This is a genomic window from Exiguobacterium sp. UBA1053, from assembly GCF_002316465.1.
Classification (GTDB): Bacteria; Bacillota; Bacilli; order Exiguobacteriales; family Exiguobacteriaceae; genus Exiguobacterium_A; species Exiguobacterium_A abrahamii.
Genome location: NZ_DCDO01000003.1, coordinates 270,687 through 292,211 on the forward strand (window position 1 = coordinate 270,687; position 21,525 = coordinate 292,211).

24 protein-coding genes are annotated in these 21,525 nt (G+C 47.5%); 8 read left to right on the plus strand and 16 right to left on the minus strand.

Annotation, left to right across the window (positions count from 1 at the left end):
- Window positions 1-49: 49 nt before the first annotated feature.
- The 11 genes from B3G15_RS02375 to B3G15_RS02425 all read right to left on the minus strand — a co-directional run bounded on the left by B3G15_RS02375 (window position 50) and on the right by B3G15_RS02425 (window position 9,519).
- Window positions 50-667 carry a hypothetical protein gene (locus B3G15_RS02375; protein ID WP_290715206.1) on the minus strand — a complete coding sequence of 206 codons (618 nt, stop codon included), beginning with the start codon at window positions 665-667 and terminating at the stop codon, window positions 50-52.
- 80 nt (window positions 668-747) lie between these two features.
- A complete protein-coding gene (locus B3G15_RS02380; RefSeq protein WP_023467670.1) occupies window positions 748-1,284 on the minus strand; it encodes a PadR family transcriptional regulator in 537 nt (178 codons plus the stop codon).
- Between the two features lie 162 nt (window positions 1,285-1,446).
- Window positions 1,447-2,031: an NUDIX hydrolase gene (locus tag B3G15_RS02385; RefSeq protein ID WP_064300241.1), complete on the minus strand. Its 585-nt coding sequence runs from the start codon at window positions 2,029-2,031 to the stop codon at window positions 1,447-1,449.
- Entirely contained in the window at window positions 2,028-2,609 is a 582-nt protein-coding gene (locus tag B3G15_RS02390) for a CDP-alcohol phosphatidyltransferase family protein (RefSeq protein ID WP_023467668.1), read from the minus strand. Before B3G15_RS02390 ends, B3G15_RS02385 begins: the two co-directional genes overlap by 4 nt.
- Before the next feature lies 1 nt (window position 2,610).
- Window positions 2,611-3,498, minus strand: coding sequence for an ABC transporter ATP-binding protein (locus B3G15_RS02395; RefSeq protein ID WP_214857153.1), 888 nt, complete (start codon window positions 3,496-3,498; stop codon window positions 2,611-2,613).
- Complete coding sequence (locus tag B3G15_RS02400) at window positions 3,470-4,219, minus strand: ABC transporter permease (protein ID WP_290715213.1); 750 nt, start codon at window positions 4,217-4,219, stop codon at window positions 3,470-3,472. Before B3G15_RS02400 ends, B3G15_RS02395 begins: the two co-directional genes overlap by 29 nt.
- Window positions 4,216-4,974, minus strand: a complete 759-nt coding sequence (locus B3G15_RS02405; protein WP_290715216.1) for an ABC transporter permease — start codon at window positions 4,972-4,974, stop codon at window positions 4,216-4,218. The genes B3G15_RS02400 and B3G15_RS02405 overlap by 4 nt, the downstream gene beginning before the upstream one ends.
- Window positions 4,961-6,157 (minus strand): ABC transporter substrate-binding protein, encoded by a 1,197-nt coding sequence (locus B3G15_RS02410; protein WP_290715219.1) that lies wholly within the window; start codon window positions 6,155-6,157, stop codon window positions 4,961-4,963. The genes B3G15_RS02405 and B3G15_RS02410 overlap by 14 nt, the downstream gene beginning before the upstream one ends.
- Before the next feature lie 19 nt (window positions 6,158-6,176).
- Window positions 6,177-6,935 carry an SDR family NAD(P)-dependent oxidoreductase gene (locus B3G15_RS02415; RefSeq protein WP_075642049.1) on the minus strand — a complete coding sequence of 253 codons (759 nt, stop codon included), beginning with the start codon at window positions 6,933-6,935 and terminating at the stop codon, window positions 6,177-6,179.
- Window positions 6,935-7,906, minus strand: coding sequence for an MBL fold metallo-hydrolase (locus B3G15_RS02420; protein WP_058265148.1), 972 nt, complete (start codon window positions 7,904-7,906; stop codon window positions 6,935-6,937). Before B3G15_RS02420 ends, B3G15_RS02415 begins: the two co-directional genes overlap by 1 nt.
- 173 nt (window positions 7,907-8,079) lie before the next feature.
- Complete coding sequence (locus B3G15_RS02425; RefSeq protein WP_023467661.1) at window positions 8,080-9,519, minus strand: NADP-dependent glyceraldehyde-3-phosphate dehydrogenase; 1,440 nt, start codon at window positions 9,517-9,519, stop codon at window positions 8,080-8,082.
- Window positions 9,520-9,737: 218 nt separating this feature from the next.
- Here B3G15_RS02425 and B3G15_RS02430 point away from each other — a divergent pair, with 218 nt between their 5' ends.
- Window positions 9,738-10,616: a chemotaxis protein CheV gene (locus B3G15_RS02430; RefSeq protein WP_023467660.1), complete on the plus strand. Its 879-nt coding sequence runs from the start codon at window positions 9,738-9,740 to the stop codon at window positions 10,614-10,616.
- A gap of 46 nt (window positions 10,617-10,662) precedes the next feature.
- Here the strand turns inward: B3G15_RS02430 and B3G15_RS02435 are convergent, their stop codons facing one another.
- Window positions 10,663-11,031, minus strand: coding sequence for an Hpt domain-containing protein (locus B3G15_RS02435; RefSeq protein ID WP_023467659.1), 369 nt, complete (start codon window positions 11,029-11,031; stop codon window positions 10,663-10,665).
- 122 nt (window positions 11,032-11,153) lie between these two features.
- On the opposite strand from B3G15_RS02435, the gene B3G15_RS02440 reads away from it, so the two are divergent.
- Complete coding sequence (locus tag B3G15_RS02440; RefSeq protein ID WP_023467658.1) at window positions 11,154-12,089, plus strand: magnesium transporter CorA family protein; 936 nt, start codon at window positions 11,154-11,156, stop codon at window positions 12,087-12,089.
- Window positions 12,090-12,169: 80 nt separating this feature from the next.
- Here B3G15_RS02440 and B3G15_RS02445 read toward each other — a convergent pair whose 3' ends face one another.
- Window positions 12,170-13,273, minus strand: coding sequence for a PP2C family protein-serine/threonine phosphatase (locus B3G15_RS02445; protein ID WP_035408959.1), 1,104 nt, complete (start codon window positions 13,271-13,273; stop codon window positions 12,170-12,172).
- Window positions 13,274-13,399: 126 nt separating this feature from the next.
- On the opposite strand from B3G15_RS02445, the gene ytzI reads away from it, so the two are divergent.
- The gene (ytzI, locus tag B3G15_RS02450; RefSeq protein WP_023467656.1) at window positions 13,400-13,573 is read left to right on the plus strand and encodes a YtzI protein; all 174 of its coding nucleotides are present in this window, start codon (window positions 13,400-13,402) and stop codon (window positions 13,571-13,573) included.
- Window positions 13,574-13,707: 134 nt separating this feature from the next.
- The gene (locus B3G15_RS02455) at window positions 13,708-14,259 is read left to right on the plus strand and encodes a hypothetical protein (RefSeq protein ID WP_023467655.1); all 552 of its coding nucleotides are present in this window, start codon (window positions 13,708-13,710) and stop codon (window positions 14,257-14,259) included.
- A gap of 52 nt (window positions 14,260-14,311) precedes the next feature.
- On the opposite strand, the gene B3G15_RS02460 is transcribed toward B3G15_RS02455, so the two are convergent.
- Window positions 14,312-14,896, minus strand: a complete 585-nt coding sequence (locus B3G15_RS02460) for a YdcF family protein (RefSeq protein ID WP_023467654.1) — start codon at window positions 14,894-14,896, stop codon at window positions 14,312-14,314.
- 360 nt (window positions 14,897-15,256) lie between these two features.
- Window positions 15,257-16,081 carry an endonuclease I family protein gene (locus B3G15_RS02465; RefSeq protein ID WP_149427005.1) on the minus strand — a complete coding sequence of 275 codons (825 nt, stop codon included), beginning with the start codon at window positions 16,079-16,081 and terminating at the stop codon, window positions 15,257-15,259.
- Between the two features lie 355 nt (window positions 16,082-16,436).
- On the opposite strand from B3G15_RS02465, the gene amyS reads away from it, so the two are divergent.
- Window positions 16,437-17,960, plus strand: a complete 1,524-nt coding sequence (gene amyS, locus B3G15_RS02470) for an alpha-amylase (RefSeq protein WP_373954801.1) — start codon at window positions 16,437-16,439, stop codon at window positions 17,958-17,960.
- Window positions 17,961-18,006: 46 nt separating this feature from the next.
- On the opposite strand, the gene B3G15_RS02475 is transcribed toward amyS, so the two are convergent.
- Window positions 18,007-18,621 (minus strand): NAD(P)-dependent oxidoreductase, encoded by a 615-nt coding sequence (locus tag B3G15_RS02475; RefSeq protein WP_133208007.1) that lies wholly within the window; start codon window positions 18,619-18,621, stop codon window positions 18,007-18,009.
- 181 nt (window positions 18,622-18,802) lie between these two features.
- Between B3G15_RS02475 and B3G15_RS02480 the strand changes: the two genes are divergently transcribed.
- From B3G15_RS02480 to B3G15_RS02490, 3 genes are read left to right on the plus strand one after another with little or no spacing between them, the layout of a single operon-like run.
- Window positions 18,803-19,492 (plus strand): hypothetical protein, encoded by a 690-nt coding sequence (locus B3G15_RS02480; RefSeq protein WP_290715243.1) that lies wholly within the window; start codon window positions 18,803-18,805, stop codon window positions 19,490-19,492.
- A gap of 17 nt (window positions 19,493-19,509) precedes the next feature.
- Complete coding sequence (locus B3G15_RS02485) at window positions 19,510-20,433, plus strand: AAA family ATPase (RefSeq protein WP_029341157.1); 924 nt, start codon at window positions 19,510-19,512, stop codon at window positions 20,431-20,433.
- 6 nt (window positions 20,434-20,439) lie between these two features.
- Window positions 20,440-21,507: a DUF58 domain-containing protein gene (locus B3G15_RS02490; protein WP_290715247.1), complete on the plus strand. Its 1,068-nt coding sequence runs from the start codon at window positions 20,440-20,442 to the stop codon at window positions 21,505-21,507.
- The last annotated feature ends 18 nt before the right edge of the window (window positions 21,508-21,525 follow it).

A 21,525-nucleotide genomic window follows, 5' to 3' on the forward strand; every position in this document is an offset into this window, starting at 1 on the left:
AAATGGAGCAAACGACATAACGTCGTCTGCTCCATTTTTTTGGCGTGAATTACAATCGGTGAAGTGAATCCAATCGTTCGAGATCAGCTTCTGTCTCACGTGTTTTTTGTTCGAGTCGCTTTAACTCGTCCTCGAGTTGTTGCTGTTGTGCCTGTAGCGCAGATCGTTCTTCCTCCGTATAGGAACGTGCTACTTCTTTTTCTTTGAGATACCACCATTTTTTGACCTTTTTAGGTGGTGGTCCGAGTTCAATCTGTTGCTCGTGTTGTTTGACCTCATCTATTTGTTCAGCATGCGCCAATTGAAGCTGCTTCAATTCCGCCTCATAAGTGGCTTGTCTCGCTTCAAGAATTGGTGTGAGGTACGCGAGGATTTGCGCAGTAAAATCTCGCTTGACGACCCGTCGTAACACATCTCGCCGAAGGGAAGCTTCCGAATGACCTGAGGCATTCTCCCAAACGATTGAATCCGCTCGTTCTAGAATCTCCTCTTCTTCTGCTTCTCCGAGCCAACGTAATTTCAGCAATAATGGTTCAAGGAGTGCCTCTTCTACATACGCCGTAAATTGCGAATACGAGATCGCTTCTCGTATCAAACGTTCTTCATGTAAGTGAAATAAGGATTCCGCCTCTTCCTCAATCCAGTCTTCATAGTCATTAAAGTACATCGATTCTCTCCTTACTAAATCCTATTACAAAATAAAACTGGCTCGAATCCGCCATCTACATGACAGTCGAGCCAATATTGTTAGACGTTCGCTTCATTCTTTTTGATTTCCGCGATTGCCCAGTCACACCAATCCAAGTAATTCAACATCATACGCAAGCCGTACTCACTCGTCAAGGTCTCCCCTAGTGTCGCGCCGTTCTCAAGGTGGTCGTGACGCCAACTATGCATCATCTCGACGGCAAATTGATGGTGCCGCTTCGACTCTTCCAAATAAGCAACGGCTTCCTCAGGTGGGAGCAGATGCAAAAGCGACACCCGCATCAAGTTCTCATCCTTCATCTTCGGTTTGAATTCATTCGGTGTCCGTAACCATTCAACGAGCTCTGTCCGTCCTTTATCAGTGATGGAATAGACTTTCTTGTCCGGCAAGTCTTCTTGGACGATATGGACACTCGTTACGAGCTCTGCTTCTTCCATCTTCAACAACTCTCGGTATATTTGAGTATGATGTGCGGTCCAGAAGTGGATCATTTGTTTTTTGAAAGTCGCGCTTAAATCGTAACCGGTCGCTTCCCCTTGGGTCAGCAGCCCGAGTAGTGCAAATCGTAATGCCACTGGCTGCACCTTCTTTCCTTCTTTTGTATATATACTTAATTATCTCAAATATATCTTAATTTCGCTACTCTTGCGTCGAACGAATGTACGATTAAAAAAAGACCTACGAGCGAAATCACATTCGATCGTAGGTCTTCATGCGTTATTGCTTTTCCATTCGTTCTATTTACGTAATTGCTCGATTCCCTGTCGGACATGTCTCCAGTAAGAAAAAGGATGTGGAACGAATTGACGACGATCGAACCATTCGCCTGTCGTGTCCTGAATGCGCTCGATGGACATGTCCGCGATTCGTTCAAACTGCTCGATCGAAAAAGCAATCAATCGCTTCACCTCTGTTTCCTGGAGGACGTATGCGTCTATCGCTTGATCACTTCGAGCAAGAAAGACATGGCATCGCTCACAGTCCCAGAGCGACGCATCCCGAAACTCCTCTTCCTGGATGCCAAGCGGTATCAATTGATCAAACGTACATGTCAAACCAATCTCTTCCTCGAGTTCCCGGACACCATCCTCGACTGTCTCATCCGCAAGCAAGTGACCCGCTGCCGTGATATCAAGCATTCCTGGAAAGTCCTTCTTTTGTTCAGACCGTTGCTGGAGCAACACGACGTCCCGCTTTGGATCATAGACGAAACAATGAAACGTTTCATGCCACAAGCCGTTTGCGTGGACTTCTGATCGTGGACGAGGTCCGAGCAGGTTGCCCGCTCGATCCACGGTCATGATCATCTCTTGTTCACTCATCGCAACACCTTCGAAGCTTGATGGAATCGCTCCCCGACCGTATAGAGTTCAGCAATCAAGAAGACAATTGCGATCCAAATGATGGCGCTTGGGAACAGGATCATCGCTGTTAGGAATAAGAACCCTTCCGTTCGCTCGACGAGTCCCGGTTGATATTGAAACGACTTGTAGCCGTAATTTTCACTGACCGCTCCGATTGCAAGGAACATCGTCATCCCAATGACGAATGATGCGACGAGCAACAGAATAACGACCTGCGTTTCCGGAAATCGGAGTGCAAGACCAATCAGCACTGACAGCTCGACGATCCGGTCGAGCACAAGGTCAAGAATCGTGCCAATCGGAGTTGTCTTTTCTTTTCGTGCCATCGTTCCATCGATGACATCAAGCATGCCCGAGATCCACAACAAGACAATCGCCGTTCCCATCATGTCGTTATAGACGAAAAAGCCCGTCGCACCACCGATGATGCCGGAGATGATCGTCACCTGTGTCGCCGATAATCCAATTTTCTTAAATAAGGTCGCCCCTTGATCAAATAGGGGTTGAACGATTTTACGCGCACGCGTATCTAACATGTCACCCCTCCTTTCTAACGATATAGCCTTCTTTCTCATGAATCGTCTCGTCTGAAGAGAGCACGAGTCGTTCTCCGGATGCTCGTTCGACTTCGTAGAATCGAACACCGTATTGAATGAGTTCTTTCGTAATCGTAACACGTTCATCCGTCTCCTTCGTCGGTCTTGAGACCAAGTTGACTGCCGTCAACGGATGCCATGTTTCTTCAATCTGAATGCCTTCCCCAAAAAACGGGCTGGTCTGACTAAGCGTAATCGGCGTGCCATGATCGACGATTCGCCCCTGTTCTAAAACATAGACGATATCCGCCATCGCCATTGCCTCTTCCCGATCGTGTGTGACAAGGAGTGTCGTGACACCTTGTTCCTCGGTCAACTTCCGAATCAATGTCCGTAATTCCCGTCGTCTCGGTACATCTAGACTCGAGAACGGTTCATCGAGCAACAAGAAGTCCGGTTGACTCGCCAGCGCACGAGCTAAACTTGCCCGCTGCTGTTCGCCCCCTGACAGTTCGTGAACAGCACTTTTTCCTCTTCCCTCGAGTCCGACGCGATGTAACCAGGATTCGAGTTCGATCGGTGTTAATTGTTTGGCACCGAGACGGATGTTCTGTTCGACGTTCAAATGTGGGAACAACAGCGACCGTTGAAACATCATCGTCACACCTCGCTGATTCGGCGAAAGAACAGTGACATCTCGGTCGCCGAACTGAATCATTCCGCTCGTCACTCTTTCAAGACCCGCAATCAGGCGGAGAAGCGTCGTTTTCCCACTTCCGCTCGGTCCAACTAAAGCCACACATTGTCCAGATGCGATATTTAAATCGATATCAGACAACACATGCTTCGTTCCAAATCGTTTATTGACTTGTTGTATCGTGACTTCCATTTAAACGCCTCCGTACGATTCGTATCCAACTAGAAAAAATAACGGCTTGTCCAGCATAAAAGAGAATGGGCAACCCGATCAACCAGAGTGTCGCTAGACGCGCCGCCCCTTGCGAATTACCAGAATACGCCGGGAATACTTCGAGTGATATCATGCGGACGATCCCACCACCAATCAACGCAACTAGTGCATACTGACTGATCGTGATCACCGTGACGAGCAGCGTCACGGATTGTAACGTCGAACGAAGCATCGGTCCCGTCAAATAGAACCAACGCTTGAACCGGTTCCCCTCAATCAAGACCATCTGTTCAAGCATCCGTTCTCCGAGCGCTTGAAATCCGTTCGTGTACAAACGAACCGTATACGGCAAGGTCGGCAGAAGCAACACGAGCAGGACACCGAAAAATCGATCTGCCAAACCAAGACGGATCCATGTCAAATAAAGACCGAATGATAGCAATAACACGGGAACGAATAGTGGCAAACTAATCAAGAACTCTGCTATACGAATCCGTTTCCCCGTTTGAAAGGCAATCGCTTTTCCTGCCATGTATCCGAAGAGATGATTTAACAATACGACGGCACAAATCATCGCGACGGTCGTGCCGAGCGTCGCTTCTAGGCGCGGATTCCAATTCCACTCTCCTGGAATCAAACCAATTAAAGGAACGATGAACAGGAGTACAACGAATACAGTCACACTGATTTTTTTTTTCATTCGCTTCGCCCCCTACTGATCTTCGTTGCCAGTGGGCGTGTCAAACCAGTCATAAGCAATAGCAGGAAGAAGAGTCCTCCCGTCAAAACGACACTCATTGCAAAAGCGAGTGGTTGCTCCGATAAATCGCCTTGTGTATACAAATCGAACGCATAGACGCCAAGTAATTTTGGATAGGTCACGCCGAGCAGTGCTGGGATCTCATATGCGAACAGGATGAAGGCAAGCAAGATAAATGCTGCCTCAAGCATCGGAACGAGTAGGAAGACGCCCCGCGCATGCCAGAATCGGCGCACTGGTGATAAACCGAGCATCATACCGAGTTCTTGATAACGCGAATCAAGACGCCGGACCACCGGTAAGATATAAAAAAAGACGAACGGAATTTCTTTATACAGATACGTCAGGATGACACTAAAATAATTCCCTTCATGCGGTCCGATGACAGGCACATTACTCAAATAGAGAATCGCGAGGTATGCTGCTCCTAGATGAGGGATGAATAAAGGAATTGCAAGTAACGCAGCTAGTCGTGTTCTGCTCAAGAGCCGTGCGAGCACCATTCCAATGATCAGCGCGAGCACCGTACTGACGATGGCCACGTAACTACTGACGGCTAGACTCTCTAAAAAGACTTCATCCGTCAGTAGCTCTCGGTAGTCGGAAAGTGACGTCATCGAGATACTGACCCATAACCCATATAAGACCATCCCTGCCATCAAGAGTGCAGCAGGATACGCGTTACCGCGCCACACGAGACGGCCATTCCTTACGGATCATCTCGAAAATGGATGGGTCGAGTTCCGTCCGGACCTTTCCTTCAAAGACGCTTGGCTTTGGTGTCGACGGTGCAGCCGGTACATCAGCGAATTGCTTTTGTTCTGACGAATCAAGTGTCGATAAATCAAGACTTGTTCCGTCACCCCAATACGTCGCATCGTACTTTTTCAACTGTGCTTCTGGTGATAACAACGTATTGATCGCTACGAGTGCGCCCTTCGGATTCGGAGCGTTGAACGGTACGGAAAGGAAATGTGTCGACGCGATTGATCCATCCTTCAAGACGATTGGACGTGTTTCTTTCGGAAACGTTCCTGACTTCACTTCTTGTTCAGCTCGTCGTTCGTTGAAGCCCATCGTGAAATCGACGTCTCCCTTCGCGTATAACTGGTCGAGTTGAGCAAGCGTCTTTGGATACGTCTTCCCTTTTTTCCAGAGATACGGTTTGATTTCGTTCAAATAAGCCCATGTCTTCTTGAAGTCTGCTTTCGGATCTTTTAAAGTGTCATTCGATTCGACACCATACATGACATGGCGGACAAAAGCATTCCCCGTGAAGTCCGTCACTTCCGGATACGTGAAGCGTCCTGGATTTTCCTTGACCCATGACTTCAGTGCTTTCAAGTCGGTCGGTGGCGACTTAACGTCAGCTGCGTCATAGTGCAACGTATATTGAACTTTCCCCCATGCGGCTTCAAGTCCGTCTGTTTTCGTACCACTATCTGAACTCTGTGCGGCAGCATCAACATATTTCATGTTCGGGAGGACTTTTGTGATTTCTCCATACAGTAACTCATCTTTTTTAGCATTTAAAAAATTATCGCCATTGATCCAGACGACATCGATGACACCTTTTTCCTTACCTGCCTGTTTCTCAGCACGCAGTTTTTGAATGATATCCGCCGTCTCGATCGGGACCCGTTCTAACGTGATGTTGTGTTCCTTCTTCAGACGCGGTGCTACGTATTCATCGATGTAGGCATTGATGCCTTCATCGCCGCCCCACATATACATCCGGACCGTTGACTTTTCCGCTTCTTTTTCGATCGTCTGATAAGAAGTCCCTAAGACATTCTTCGGTTCCGGTGTCGCATCCGGTGTTCCACAGCCTGCGAGCAGCGTACCTAGGGCAAGAAAGCTGATTACCTTTGTTTTCATTTGTCGTTCTCCTCCGTCATCACTTTTTATCGAAGCCCGGTTTTCCTAACCACTCGATCAACCGTGGCATCACGCCGTACCCTTTTGCCGATAGCTCCATCCACCATGGTGCATTGACTTCACGTTTACGCCGCTCTATTGCTCGGACGACAGTCGAAGCTAGTCGTTCTTTCGATAGGACGATAGAAGCGACATTTTGCTCATACTTCCGGTCGACATCCGCACGGACAAAAAATTCTGTCGCGATTGGTCCTGGATTGACCGTCATGACGTGGATGCCTTTTGGACGTAACTCCAGACGTAACGCGTTCGAAAACTGCAACATCGCTGCTTTCGTCATGCAATAGATCGTTGATTTCGGTGTCGGCAACTTCCCCGCCTGACTGGCCACGTTGACGATCATGCCACCTTCTTTGAGTAATGGCAGACATGCCTTCGTTAAGCGAACGGGACTTAAGACGTTGATCCGGTGCATCGACTCAATCGTTTCAATCGAGGTATCGTCTAAGAAGCTGAATTCCCCGAAACCTGCGTTATTAATCAAAATATCAATCCGTCCATAACGATTTGCGAGTGTTTTTGCAAGAATTTCAGGCGCCTTTTCCAAATCGTAGACCAGGTAGTCTGCCTGGAGTTCAGATGCTAACGTTTGTAATCGATCCTCGCGTCGTGCAATTAAAATCAAGTTTGCGCCTTCTTTATGCAGAGTGCGCGCCAGTGCTTCTCCGAGTCCACTTGAAGCACCTGTGATGACGATCGTTCGGTTGATGAGTTGCATTAGACTTCCTCCGCTTTTGAATAGTAGAGGATACCTGATCGTTTCTCGACCGTGATCGCACCGCGGGCGACGAGTGTATCGAGACGTGCTTTCATCTCACTCATGACAAGAGGGAATGATTTTTTTAATCGGTTTCCATACGTCACTTGTGCTAATTCGAATAACGTATGTTCTCCCGTAAAATACTTCAAGAGCTGATCACCACGTGCTTTGCGTTGCATCAATCGTTCTTCGACGAGTACCGCAACATCTCGAATCGGAGCACCATGTCCAGTGTAGGCGATTCGAATCTGCTCACTTTGTAATTTTTCTAAGGAGTCAAGATACGCAAGAACGGGACGTTTTACGAGCACATCATCACCTGGTTGCGGTTGTTCGAGCAATGGATTCGGCTCGACCCGGTCGAGCAGGTGATCGGCCGCGAACAATACACCATCGTCACTTAGAATTCCGATTTGGTCACTTGCATGCCCCGGTAGTTCGATGACCCGGTATCTCCCAGACGGCGTAATCGCGTCGCCTTCTTTTAATGTAAAATCAAGTTGACCTTTTCCAAGCCATTTCAAGGCAGATTGATAGCTTGGTAACATCTCTTGAATCGCTAGCGGAACGCCAAACGATGTCGCCAATCGACGCAAGAATGCGTCCCCGTTGTTCAAGAAGGTCTCGTCCTGTTCCAAGTATGGGCGTAATCGCGCATGTCCATAGACGGGAATGCCTTTCTCTGAAAAGCGATGTGCCATCCCAGCATGATCCGCATGGTGATGTGTCACGATGACACGATCTAAATCCTCGACCTGAAGTTCATGTCGTGCAAGCGTCCGTTGCATCGTTTGCCATGCTTCAAGCGTATCCGGTCCACAATCAATGAGGATGTTTTCCCCTTCCGTTCGTAGTACATAGCAGTTCACGTCTCCAACCGGAAATGGTGTCGGAATCGGAATCGGGATGATTTCGTCTGATACAGTCATACCTACACGCCTCTTTTCTCTCGTCCATTTTCTTTCATTATAGAGAGAATGAAGCTATAGCGCCAAACTTTGTGCGTCAAAGGGTGACATTTGTTTTCTAGCTTACGTTAAAGCGCGAGAAATGGATGCACAAAAAACCGACCTTTCCGCAGATTGAAAGGTCGGTCAGAAACTTATTTTAAGTTGAGGACTGTTAATTTGTCGCGTGTCATCGAAGCTAAGCTACGTCCAACGCCTTGAACGCCGAGACCCGATGATTTCACACCGATGAATGGGAAGTGGTCAGGACCACGTTCCGTCCGACCATTGATTTGAACAGAACCTGTTTCAAGCGCATCCGCTACTGCAAACGCAGCATCGATATTCTCTGTGAAGACACTTGCTTGAAGACCGTATTCTGATTCGTTTGAGTATGCAATCATTTCGTCGACTGAGTTGACACGGATGATTGGAAGAACTGGTCCGAACGGCTCTTCCCAAGCAACACGCATGTCGCGTGTCACGTTGTCAAGAAGTGTTGGTTCGATCAAGTTCGCCGTACGTCCGCCACCTGTGACGAGCGTTGCGCCTTTGTCTGTTGCGTCCGTGATCAAGCCTTCGACGAAGTCCGCTGATTTCGTATCGATGAGCGGCACGACGACGCTGTCTTGTTCAGGTGAACCGACTGTCAATTTCGCGATTCGTGTCTTGAGTTCTTCGATGAGTGCATCCGCTTGATGATCAAGAACGAAGACGCGTTTGATTGCTGTACAACGTTGACCTGAGTAAGAGAACGCCCCACTGATGATATGATCTGCCGCAAGTGACAGATTCGCATCTTCAAGAACGAGCGCTGGGTCTTTTCCACCAAGTTCAAGGACAAGTGGAATCATTGCCGATTGACGTGATAGATGTTGTCCAGTGCCTGTACCACCAGTAAATGTGATCATGTTGATGCCCGGGTGAGCCGTCAAGTAATCACCGATGACCGATCCACGACCTGTGACGATGTTGACGAGTCCAGCTGGAAGACCTGCTGCGACGAGTGCCTCGACCATCAAGATACCGCTGATCGAACCTTGTGTTGCCGGTTTGAAGACGACGGCGTTTCCTGTCATGAGGGCAGGTGCGAGTTTCGCTGCTGCCAAGTTGACTGGGTAGTTGAACGGTGAAATCGCAAGCACGACGCCGAGTGGTGCTTTTTTGATGACCGCGATTTTTTTCGCGCTACCACCAGGGAACGAATCCCCTTGCATCATCTGACCGTCGAAACGGAGACCTTCTTCCGCTGTGTAGCGAATGATTTCAGCTGTCCGTTTGACCTCTTTGACGCCATCTGCACGTCCTTTACCGACTTCGCGCATGATGACTTCACCGATTTCGTCCGCACGTTTTTCGAGTTCCGTTGCCCAAGCGTGAAGCAATTCAGCCCGTTTGTTCGCTGGTTGTTTTGCCCACTCTGCTTGTGCCGCTTTCGCTGAAGCGATGGCACGATCGACTTCCGGTTTTGTCATCGCTTGGACGCGACCGACAAGATCCTCTTTATATGGTGAAGAGATTTCAATCGTCTCTTTTGATTCACTTTCATGCCATTGTCCATCTAGTAAAAATGTGTAGGTTGTTGCTGTAGTCATTCCACTCTACCTCCATTTATTTTTATCTCTCTCATTTCAGTGTGTGGCTGCATAGCTTATTGTAATCAATTGGTCTGACAAATGCCAAACTTTTTGCTTAACATATTATGAAAGCGATTACAACACTTTTTTTGTCAATTCAGAACTAGAATTTTTAGCGTAGCATGCCGATAACTAGTCAGAAGTGAAGTGAAGGTAATGGAAAGGGGCACAACCATATGTATAATCAGCACGATATTTTATTAGAAGCCGGCACGAACGAACTCGAGATCGTCATCTTCCATTGCGGACCATACACGTTTGGAATCAACGTCATGAAGGTTCGGGAAATCATCGTTCCGCTCCCGATGACACCACTCCCAGGTACACCGGACGCTGTTAAAGGATTGATTGAACTGCGTGGCGAAGTCATGACAGTCATCGATTTGCCGACGGTCATTGGTGTTCCACACGATGAAGCAACCGAGGATCGATTGATCATCTGTGAATTTAATGGGGAAAAAAGCGTCCTGCGTGTCGATTCCGTGACGGAAATCCGTCGTATCTCATGGGAACAGATCGATACACCAAACGAACTCGCTCGTGGCATTGAGGGATTAACGAACGGTGTCGTCAAAACGGGCGACAAAATGATCATCTTGCTCGACTACGAAAAAATCGCACTTGAGCTCTCACGCAAGGATATCTTCGCCCGCGAAGAAGGGCGTCGCGTCCAGTCCCGTGACCGGTCCGACAAAGTCATCTGGATCGCCGAAGACTCGGAAATGCTCCGGACGTTGATCATCGAAACACTCGAGGAAGCCGGTTACCATGGTCTGAAATGGTTCATCAATGGTAAGGAAGCTTTTGATGCGTTTGAGAACGGAAGCAACTGTGACCTCCTGATCACCGATATCGAGATGCCGAAGATGGATGGACTACACTTGACGAAACGACTCCGTGAAGATGATCGTTATGCGGAATTGCCAATCATCGTCTTCTCTTCCTTGATTTCCGACGATTTACGCCATAAAGGTGAGTCGGTTGGTGTCAATGCACAAATCACGAAACCGGAAATCGGTCGTTTGATCGAAACTGTCGATTCATACGTCTTATAAGAAAAAAAGCCGACAGCATGTCGGCTTTTTTGATCTATTCGATTGCTCAACGCAGCGCGTCAAGATTTTTTCCAGTAAACACATCGAGCCAGACGACACGGAATTCCACCATGCATTGCTCAATCCGATCGACGATTTCTTGTGTTCCGGTCATTGAACCAGATTCTGCTTCTTTTTCAAGCAGTTCGAAATCATCAGCTAAATCATCAGCGGCAACGGAATAGGAAGCACCTTTTAGCAAGTGAGCGAGCTTTTCAGTTTGCTCAGCATCTTGCTTGGCGACGGCATCTTTTAGTTCAGGAAACTTTCGATCGAACTGCGCGATATACGTTTCTCCGATTTTTTGAAGGAACGCGTGATCCCCACCCGCGATCGATTGAAGTTCTTCGAGCTTCTTAGCATTAAAAAAAGGCATGTCTTCCCCTCCTCTGTTTTCATCTTATCACTAATCTTCGTAAAAAAAAATCGGAGAATCATTTACACGCCATCGTTTCTATTTCTATAATGAGACAGTGAAGAGCAGGAGGGATAGACAATATGTTGACGATTTATCGAAGCGATGTCACCGGGGCAGTCAACGAGATACAGGAGTTCACGAAGGGTTCCTGGATCCATCTTGTCAATCCGACAAAGGACGAAGCCGACCAAGTCATCGCTGCTACGAATATTCCAGAGGATTTCATTTATGACCCTTTGGACGTGGAAGAAAAACCACGTTTTGAAAAAGATGAAGAAGGTCTACTGATGATTGTCGACGTTCCCTACATCGAAGAAGAATCATCAGGACGCCGTTATAATACGATTCCGCTCGGTATCATCGTGACATCCCGTCATTTCATCACCGTTTGTTCGCAACAGCTCGATGTCCTGACGTTATTCTCGAGTGGTAAGTTGCGAGGATTCCGGACGAATTACCGATCGCGCTTCGTATTCCAGATTCTCTATAAAGTCAGTTCCTCGTATTTACGTTTCTTGCGTCAAATCGATCGTCGTATGGACGAACTTGAGGAAGAACTTCAACGTTCGATGCGAAATCAAGAAATCTTTCAATTGATGAACCTTCAAAAATCATTGGTCTATTTCATGACGTCCTTGAAATCGAACGATGGTGTGCTCGACCGAATCATTAAGACACCGAGTCTTGAGAAACATGAAGATGATGAAGATTTACTGGAAGATGTCTTCGTCGAACACCGACAAGCAATGGAGATGGCTCAAATCTATAAGGACATCATCAGTTCGACGATGGATACGTTTGGTTCTGTCATCTCGAACAACGTCAACTTCGTCATGAAGTTCCTTGCCTCGATTACGATTGTCATCTCGATTCCGACGATGATTTCCGGGATGTTCGGGATGAACGTCCACGTTCCATGGGAAGGAGAAGTCATAGGATTCTGGATTGTTTTCGGTATGATGATCTTCTTCTCTGGTCTTGCCGCCTTCATCTTATGGCGGAGAAGGTTCTTTTAGTTCAAGTAGATTCAGAGCTTGTATGACTCAAAAAAGACTCAGCGACGGTGCTTCCGTCGCTGAGTCTTTTCATTTACAGGTTAATTGATTTCGACCGTCACGAGACATAGGTCATCCGCTTCATCGCTTTGATCCGGTTGAATCAACTGATGGATGTTCGGTCCTTGTTGTTCGATCAGATTCTGGATGGCATGGATTCCTTCATCAATGCCTTTACTGTAGAGTTCCATGAAACCATCCGTGTACAGGTAAACACATCCTGGTGAGACGATGTCGATCGTCTTACTCGAATACGTCGAGTCTTCGAACATACCGACAGGAAGTCCCGTATTCTCAAGCGGAATGATTTGATCATTCATGCGTAACAAACCAGGTGGGTGCCCTGCGTTCGCATAGCTGAGCTTCATCTCATCTAGGTCGATGTAGAGGTAAACGGCAGTGAAATAGATTTCTGTCTCGTCTCCCGGGAACAAACGACTCATCTGCTGATTCAATTCTTCAAGTACTTGTGCTGGATCACCAATCCGGTGCACGAGTTCGAACAAAATCGAACTCATTCCCATCGTGATCAGCGCAGAAGAGACACCGTGTCCCATGACGTCAAACAAGATGATGCCGTATTTATTCTGAGAGATGCGGTACCAGGCGTACATATCTCCCGCGAGCTTTTTAGAAGGGATATACGTCGCCATGATGCGGATCTCATCGTCTTCGATATTCGCACTGAGCACACTCTGTTGCAGTTTTTGCGCCAAATCAAAGTCTTCCTGTAATACTTTTTCATATCGTTTTCGCGCATCGATTGCTTGCTTCAGACCAATCGCGTTACGAACTCGCGCGAGCAATTCCGTTTTACGAATCGGTTTCGTCGTATAATCTGATGCTCCTGCATTCAGTCCATCAACGATATCTTCTTCGTTTGATCGCCCGGAAACGATCAGAATCGGTAATTCATCAAGACCAAACCGTTTTCGAATCAAACGTGTCGCCTCGATTCCGCTGATTCCTGGCATTTCGACGTCGAGGAGAACGACGTCCAACTGTTCGATGAATAACGGATCCTCCATCAATTCGATTGCTTCTTCCCCACTCATCGCCTTGACGACGTCATAGCCTTCATTTTCTAACAATCGCTCTAGGAGCATTAAATTCGTTAACTCATCATCTACGACCAAAATACTCATACGCCGTCACCTCGTTCCGTTTAACATGTTTATCTGACATCAGTTTAGCACACAACCTACAATTTCGTTTAGACGGAAGCTGCGTTTTCCGTCATACTAGAAAGTGAACGAAAGGAGGAGTGGACTATGTGGTTATATGTCGTCTCCATTCTCATCATCGTATTCGTCTTGGTCGCCTCGATCATCGTCATTTCGAAAGGATATGGCTACAAAGGCAACAAAGATGATATCGAAATCGATTATGATGAAATCAACCGAAAACTTCGTCACGAAAATGATGATGATTCATCCAACAAATGAACCTCTTAGACCATCATATCACGATGGTCTTTTTTATATTCATTTCAAATACATGTTATTTTTAAATGTTTTTTATTCACTCACAAGGGTATATCCATATCATGGTTAAATATTATCTCAAGGGAGTGTTCATCATGGAACCGAAGCTTCAACATGATCCACACGCAGCACATGCAGAACATCCGAATCGCCAGTTCGATCAGGAAGAATCATCAGGTCGTCAAATCAATCTCGTCACAGGGATGTTGCTCGGTGCCCTTGTCGGCGGTCTATTGACGCTACTTAGTTCTTCGTCTCGCCAAAATACGAAACAGAGTTTACGGGGAGCGAAAGATTCCGTCTCTACCCTCGCTTCTTCTATTAAGGAAGATCCGTCAGGTAAAGCATCACAAGTCATCAATCAAGTGAAGAGTGCTTCAAGCATCATTCAAGAAGTCGCATCTGACGTTCAAAATGTCTATGACAAAGTGAACACAGAGCTTGAAACGGTGAAATCAGATGCCTCGACGGTGAAAGAGACAGTAAATGAGACGAAAGGTGACTTGAATGCAATCAGCAATAAAGTCGTCGAAGCGAAGGATGTCGCACTCGGCAAAGAAGAACCACCTGCTGAGCATGATGCTTCCGACAAACAAGCAAATGATTCTCAATCTTCTGAGGAAAAACATAAAGGTGAAGGCATCTAATCATTCAATGCACTTCTTCTTTCTCCCCGACATGTTCAGCATGTCGGGGTTTTTAGCGTAGGAATTGAACAACGATCGCAACGCGTTCGCGCATTCCAAATCGAAGGACTCCTGAAAGTGGCGTTTCAGCCGGAATCGCATCCGTCTGTAAACCAAGTTGTTTCGCCTCTTGTCGCGCACGGTACAGATGAAAGTCTGACGTGACGATCGAGACGCGACGAACGTCCTTTGGCAACAATGCCTTTGAAAATTGTAGATTTTCCGTCGTTGATGTCGAGTCGGCTTCAAGGATCAACCGCTCTTCAGCAATCCCAGATGCCACCATCCCGCGACGCATCGCCTCTGCTTCTGAAATATCTTCATCTGGACCTTGTCCACCGCTCAAGATGAAGCGGACTTCTGAATGTTGTTTCCCATATGCCGCAGCTGCCTGAATCCGGTTATGTAGGATTTGCGACGGTTTTTCTCCTTTGACACCCGCACCGAGGACGATGACATACGGTGACGTCCCATCAGCGAGTGGCCGTTCCCCTTTATTAACGAAAATACCGACACTGTACCAGAAGGCGACACAAGCGACTAATCCCCCACCGACCATCCATTTGATGTTTCGTTTGTTAAACGTGCGTTTGATCATACCGTACGACCTCTCTACTAAAAAATGGCTTACGGTAGGCAATACGAATGGTTCTCCAAAAAAGTTTCAGCATAACAGGTTCGGACTCAATGAAAAAAGGCTGACTCAAAAAAGAATGACGCGTCTTTTCACGCCCTTTCCTCAGGCGAGACACAAGCCAGTTTTCCTGCTTTATTCAAGCAGGAAAGCGGGTCTTATTTGTCTCTGTCAGCGCAAAGATGCGCTTTTCCTTGTAGGAGTTGCGTGAAACGCGTCATTCTTTTTGTTACAAGATAGGGGTGGCAGATCATCATTCTGCCACCCCTATCTTTGTAGAGACTGACTGTTGAGTCAGCCCCTTTCCTATTCACTGACTCGTCATCAATTTCCCCAAATTGATGTTACGTATTCCGGATGATCGATGAACGGATTCCGGTTTTTTTGCCACTTCTCGAAGATGACATCGTTGCGACGTTTCTCGAAGCTATCAACTGGGTCAAGCTTATTCCATGCTTTCAGCGTCGACAATTTGCCGTGTAACGGGTTCGTACCATTATTGACGTTTTCTGAAGCTTCGAGATCGATTTCTCCGCCACCTTCATAACGAACCGCCATGTAGAAGATCATCCGCGCGATGTCACCTTTGACACGGTTCGGTGGTTCCCACGAATCGCTATCGCGATAGCAATCACATCCACTGTATTTCGTACCACCATTGTCGAAATCTAAATTCCCACGTGCGCTGTTGACGACAACGTCTTCCGGACGCAAGTGATGCAAGTCTGTTCCAGGACCGTTTGACGTACCAAAGTCACCGTGTGACTTTGCCCAGACATGTTCACGATTCCATTGACCGACATTCCCACCGTTACTGCTCTTTGAAATCGATTTCCCCGTGTATAACTCGATGACATTATTCGCATTGTTTGGATCTTGATCCGTTTCTTTCAGTGCTGTCCATACCGTGTCGTATGACACTTGTGTATGATTGTCGATGATATCGTGCAGCGATGCCTTCAACGCTGCCCCTGTCTTGCCCGCTGCTGGTAGATAGTACGCATCGATCGTCGATTGTGACGTGACCATCTGCGGACCAGCTGAAACTTGTTTTGGATCAACTGTTTTTGCTGTGACCGGTGTAAAGACGATTGACCCGAGCGCAAGTGTTGCGGCAAGCGCACCTGTGACCTTTGACTTCCAGTTCATGTGTGTTCCCCCTTAAATGGTATGTATGAAAGCGGATGTTACACGCTCATTTTCACACCGAATCCATTCCTGGTGGAAGATGGACGATAGACCTGCTTTTTTGAAGATGATTCATCGTTCAGAATATTCATCGAAAGGCAACGGTTAGATGGTCCTGATTTTTTTCATTCATGACGTCAATCCGATCAAAATAGTTCTTCAGAATAAATATTCTAGGGTCAAAAGTCACGAACAAAAGAGACTTACAAATAAGAATCCGGGACGATATTCCTCCTGTCTGAAGCTTCCCTATAATAAATAATGCAAGCGCTTTCACAAATCATAAGGAGGTCTTTACGTGAAACAAAAAAGATGGATTTTAGCAACCGTCGCATCCGCTGCTTTTTTAGTGCCACTTGCGCAACCGATTGCAGTCGGCGCAACGGCAGACAACGGAACGATGATGCAGTATTTCGAATGGTATGTGCCAAATGACGGTAACCACTGGAACCGTCTCGGGAGTGACGCAACAAAGCTCGATCAGCTCGGGATCACATCGGTCTGGATTCCCCCTGCTTACAAAGGTACCTCGCAAAATGATGTCGGGTACGGCGCCTATGATTTGTACGATTTAGGTGAGTTCAACCAAAAAGGAACGGTCCGTACGAAATACGGCACAAAGGCGCAATTAAAAACGGCGATCGGACAATTGCATACCGCCGGAATCGATGTCTATGGCGATGTCGTCATGAACCATAAAGGTGGTGCCGATTTCACGGAAGCCGTCACGGCAGTCGAAGTCAATCCGGGTAACCGCAATCAGGAAGTCTCGGGCGATTATCAAATCCAGGCATGGACGGGCTTCAATTTTGCAGCACGAAATAACCTCTACTCGAACTTCAAATGGAAATGGTATCACTTCGACGGCACGGACTGGGATCAATCGCGTTCTAAGAGTGCCATCTACAAGTTCCGCGGTACCGGTAAAGCGTGGGATACGGATGTCTCAGGTGAAAACGGCAATTACGATTACTTGATGTATGCGGATCTCGACTTCGATCATCCAGAAGTCCAGCAAGAAATGAAGAACTGGGGTAAATGGTACGTCAACGAACTTGGTCTTGATGGATTCCGTCTCGATGCCGTCAAGCATATTAAACACGGTTACTTAGCGGACTGGCTCGCGAACGTTCGTCAGACGACAGGCAAACCATTGTTTACAGTCGCAGAGTACTGGCAGAACGATCTTGGCACGTTGCAAAACTACTTAAGTCGGACGAATTATCAACAATCCGTCTTTGATGCACCGCTTCATTATAAGTTCGAACAGGCAAGTAAAGGCGGCGGGTACTATGACATGCGGACGATCTTTGACGGTACTCTCGTCAAGAGCAATCCAGTCCAAGCCGTCACACTCGTAGAGAACCATGATTCGCAGCCTGGACAATCGCTTGAATCAACGGTTCAGTCATGGTTCAAACCGCTTGCTTACGCGATGATTCTGACACGTGAACAAGGCTATCCGTCGGTCTTCTATGGTGACTACTATGGTACAAAAGGTACGTCGAATCGCGAAATTCCAGCACTCGCTTCGAAGATTGATCCGTTACTCAAAGCACGGAAGGACTTCGCGTTCGGGAAACAAAATGATTACCTCGATAACCAAGACATCATCGGTTGGACACGTGAAGGTGTCTCAGACCGGGCAAAATCAGGTCTTGCGACAATCCTTTCGGATGGTCCTGGCGGTAGCAAGTGGATGTACGTCGGGCTTCAGAACAAAGGAGAAGTCTGGACAGACATCACTGGAAACAACACAGCATCGGTCACGATCAACCAAGATGGCTACGGTCAATTCTTCGTCAATGGTGGTTCGGTCTCCGTCTATCGTCAACAATAAGCAATCAAAAAGGTCTCTTCCGTATGACGGGAGAGACCTTTCTTCTTCATTCAGCGAGACCGACACTCGATTTGATATGATCTTCTGTCTCGATTGCTTGTAAGAGGAAATGCGCCACATCTGCGCGATTGATTTGTTTTGCATCTTCCGGAACACCTGTATCTGCTTGACGATAAAGCCCCGTCAACGGACCGTTCAGTAAACGGAGTGGTCGGGCCACCGTATAGTTCAAATCCGCTTGTTGCAAAAGCGCGATCGCTTGGCGGTGATCCTTCAGTGGATTTTTCAGAATCCGCTGAGCGAGCATTCCTTGTACACCCGGTAATTCATCATCAACACCGGCAGACGCGACATAACCAATTCGGTCTACGCCCTGCTTTTTCATCGCTGTCACGATCCGGACGAGACTCCGTTCTAAAAAGCCACTGTATGCAAGACTCTCTGTGCCAAGAGCCGTCAGGACAGCCTCTTGCCCGGCAATAGCAGCCGTCACCGCTTCTTGATCGAGCACGTCACCTTTAACGACGTGTAACCGTTCGTCACGTAGTGTCAGTTTTTCCGGACTGCGGACGAATGCTGTGACCTCATGACCGTGATCAATCGCTTGCTTGACCAGTTCTTGCCCCGTTTGACCCGTCGCTCCAAAAATAATCAATTTCATACAAAACATCCTTTCTCTTTCAAGAACCACTGATTCCATCATACCCTCACCACTTGAAAATGAATCGTCTCACCTTGTCTTTATTTTCAGAAAATTGTTTTTATTTGTTAAGCGTGTATGCTAAAATCTTCCTAAGTACATATGGATATTTTTTCCTTAAAAACAGGAAGGAGGATCGCTTGTGTTACGGCAACGCTTTATCATGTCGCTTGGTGTCATTCTAATTGGTCTGTTATTGTTTCAAACTACCGCGACGTATATTTACACGCATTACATCATGCCGGATCCTTTTAAAAAGCCTTCGATTGCAGAAACTGAAGCGAATGGCGAAATTAGTTTTAAAAACGGTCACTCACCTACTAACACAAAAGGCAAGATGCCTTTTGAACCGATCGATCCACGACCTGGTCCAAAAGAGCTCTGGAAATCCCTTAAAGCGGATGCCTCTGACTCCCCCTTTTCTTATCTACAATATGTCATTTTAATCAGCTTATTTAGTTTCATGGTCTGGAAACTCGTTCAGTCGCGTCGCGTGAAAAAACGGCGCAGGTCTACAGGAGACGTAACGGATGACGTTCCATTCGCTCAATCAATCTTTCGTCCTGCTTCTTTAAGAAAATCACCTTATCTGTATGCATCGTATTCGTCTTCACGTGTCCGTAATCTTGTCATTCGTTTTGAGCAACATTTACCGCGCAGTCAGCAACGTCGTCCGAACGAAACGCTTGAAGACTGGTTACGTCGAATTGAGGTCCCTGTCGATTTTCAGTTGTATCGGAATATCCGCTACGGTGATATGTCGGAAACAATCGTCACGGACGATGAAATTCTACGCTTCGAACAACAACTAGCACGCTACTCAACCATTTAACCTTGGAGGGATTTCCTATGAAACTACAACAATTAAAAGACCAACTCAATTCGATCTATCTCGGTAAACCGGACGTCATTGATCTCTGTCTGACGGCACTCATCGCAGAAGGACATATTCTATTAGAAGATGTACCGGGAACGGGGAAAACGATGCTCGCGAAGGCGCTCGCTCAAAGCTTCGAGAGTGCCTTCTCGCGGATCCAGTTCACGGCGGACCTTCTCCCGTCAGACGTCATCGGTTCGGACTTCTTCAACTTAAAGACGCAGGAGTTCGAGAATAAACGCGGTCCATTGTTTGCGAACGTCGTCTTGATCGATGAGATCAACCGCGCCGTTCCGCGGACACAATCGGCATTACTTGAGGCGATGGAAGAGCGTCAGGTATCGATCGGTGGAACAACCTATCAGATGCCAGCCCCATTCTTTGTCATCGCAACACAAAACCCGATTGAATCGGCAGGAACATTCCCACTACCGGACGCCCAACTCGATCGATTCATGGTCGCAATTGAAGTCGGTTACCCGGATTTCGAGAATGAACGTCGCTTATTGTCTGAGATTCTGACGAACGTCCGTCGGTCAGCCGTCGGCATCGCGTCAGGTGGCGACTTGATTTCCTGGCAGGAAGAGGCACGCCGCGTCCATGCATCGCAAGACGTGCTCGATTATCTATTACACATCGTTCAAGCGACACGAAATCATGAACTCATTGAAGTCGGCGTCAGTCCGCGTGGAGCGATTGCATTACTTCGCGCCTCGCAAAGCTATGCGTTCTTGAATCAACGCGACTTCATCATCCCGGAAGATATCAAATATCTTGCAAAACACGTCCTGTCCCATCGCCTGACACTGACACTTGAAGGTGGAATCAAGACGACGAAAGCGGCTGTCTTGACGCATATTCTTGACGACGTGCCGGTTCCGGTCGAGATGGGGTGACGAATCATGCAGATTGAACGTTCCGTCCCGTTTTGGCTTGAACGTCGACTCTTTCCACTGTACGTCACGATGACGTTCATCTTTCTTTTCATTCCACGTCTTTCCGTCCTCGGTTTTCTGTTCGCAGCCTTAGCGACGATTCATTTCGTCGTCGGGCGAACAGAAAAGCAGCTTCGACGGGACGTGGCAATCGAATGGAAACATTATGAATCATTGATGTTCAACCAGGAACAGACATCACTCCATTTACAAGTCTTCGGCGTCGAATCCTTGAGTCAACTCGGACTCGAAGCGACACTTCGTTTGCACACGGATGGCGGAGTCATTTTCCCGGAGATGGACCCACTACATCCGGCGACGTTTCATGCAGTGATTGACTCTGAAGACGGAGTGACGATCCCGATTCAGACGGTTCGCCGCGGACCAGCCGAGTTCGATGAGATCATCTTGACGATTCGCCTGCCCTGGAAGATGGGCGTTTATCTCTTTACGTTCGATACATATCCGTCGTTTACAGTCTTACCGTCCTTGACGGCGCAAGCGACGCCGCTTCTTTTACAGCGTTTACGGATCGGTGATCGACCGGACCGTTACTCACCGCTCAAGAACAAACTGGTTCAACTCGGTGCAAAACCCTATACGGCGGAACCGTCAAAAGAGATCGATTGGTATGCGACGGCGAAGACCGGTCGCTTGCAGGCAAAAGTATTCGAAACGAGCAATCAAGATACGTTTACGATTGCCTTGAACTTATCTGCCCCGAGCGGTTACGGACTCCACCAACAATTTGAGACGTTCATCGAACAAGCGGCATTCCTGATCAGTGAATTAATCAAGGAGGGCTGTAAGATTGAACTGTTCTTGAATCGACTCGACGGAGCAAACCGGATGACACATCACTCGTTACAAGAAGGACAACCGCAATTAAAACATGTCCTGATGACCCTTTCGACGGTCTCGACGCGTGATTCGTTCATCGCGACACAACAGTTCGAACGCTATGTACTGCGCAGGCAACATATGAACAGTCAGTTGATCCAAATTGGCAATGACCGGATCCTCGCCATCGGCTGAGGATCCAAAGAAAGGAGT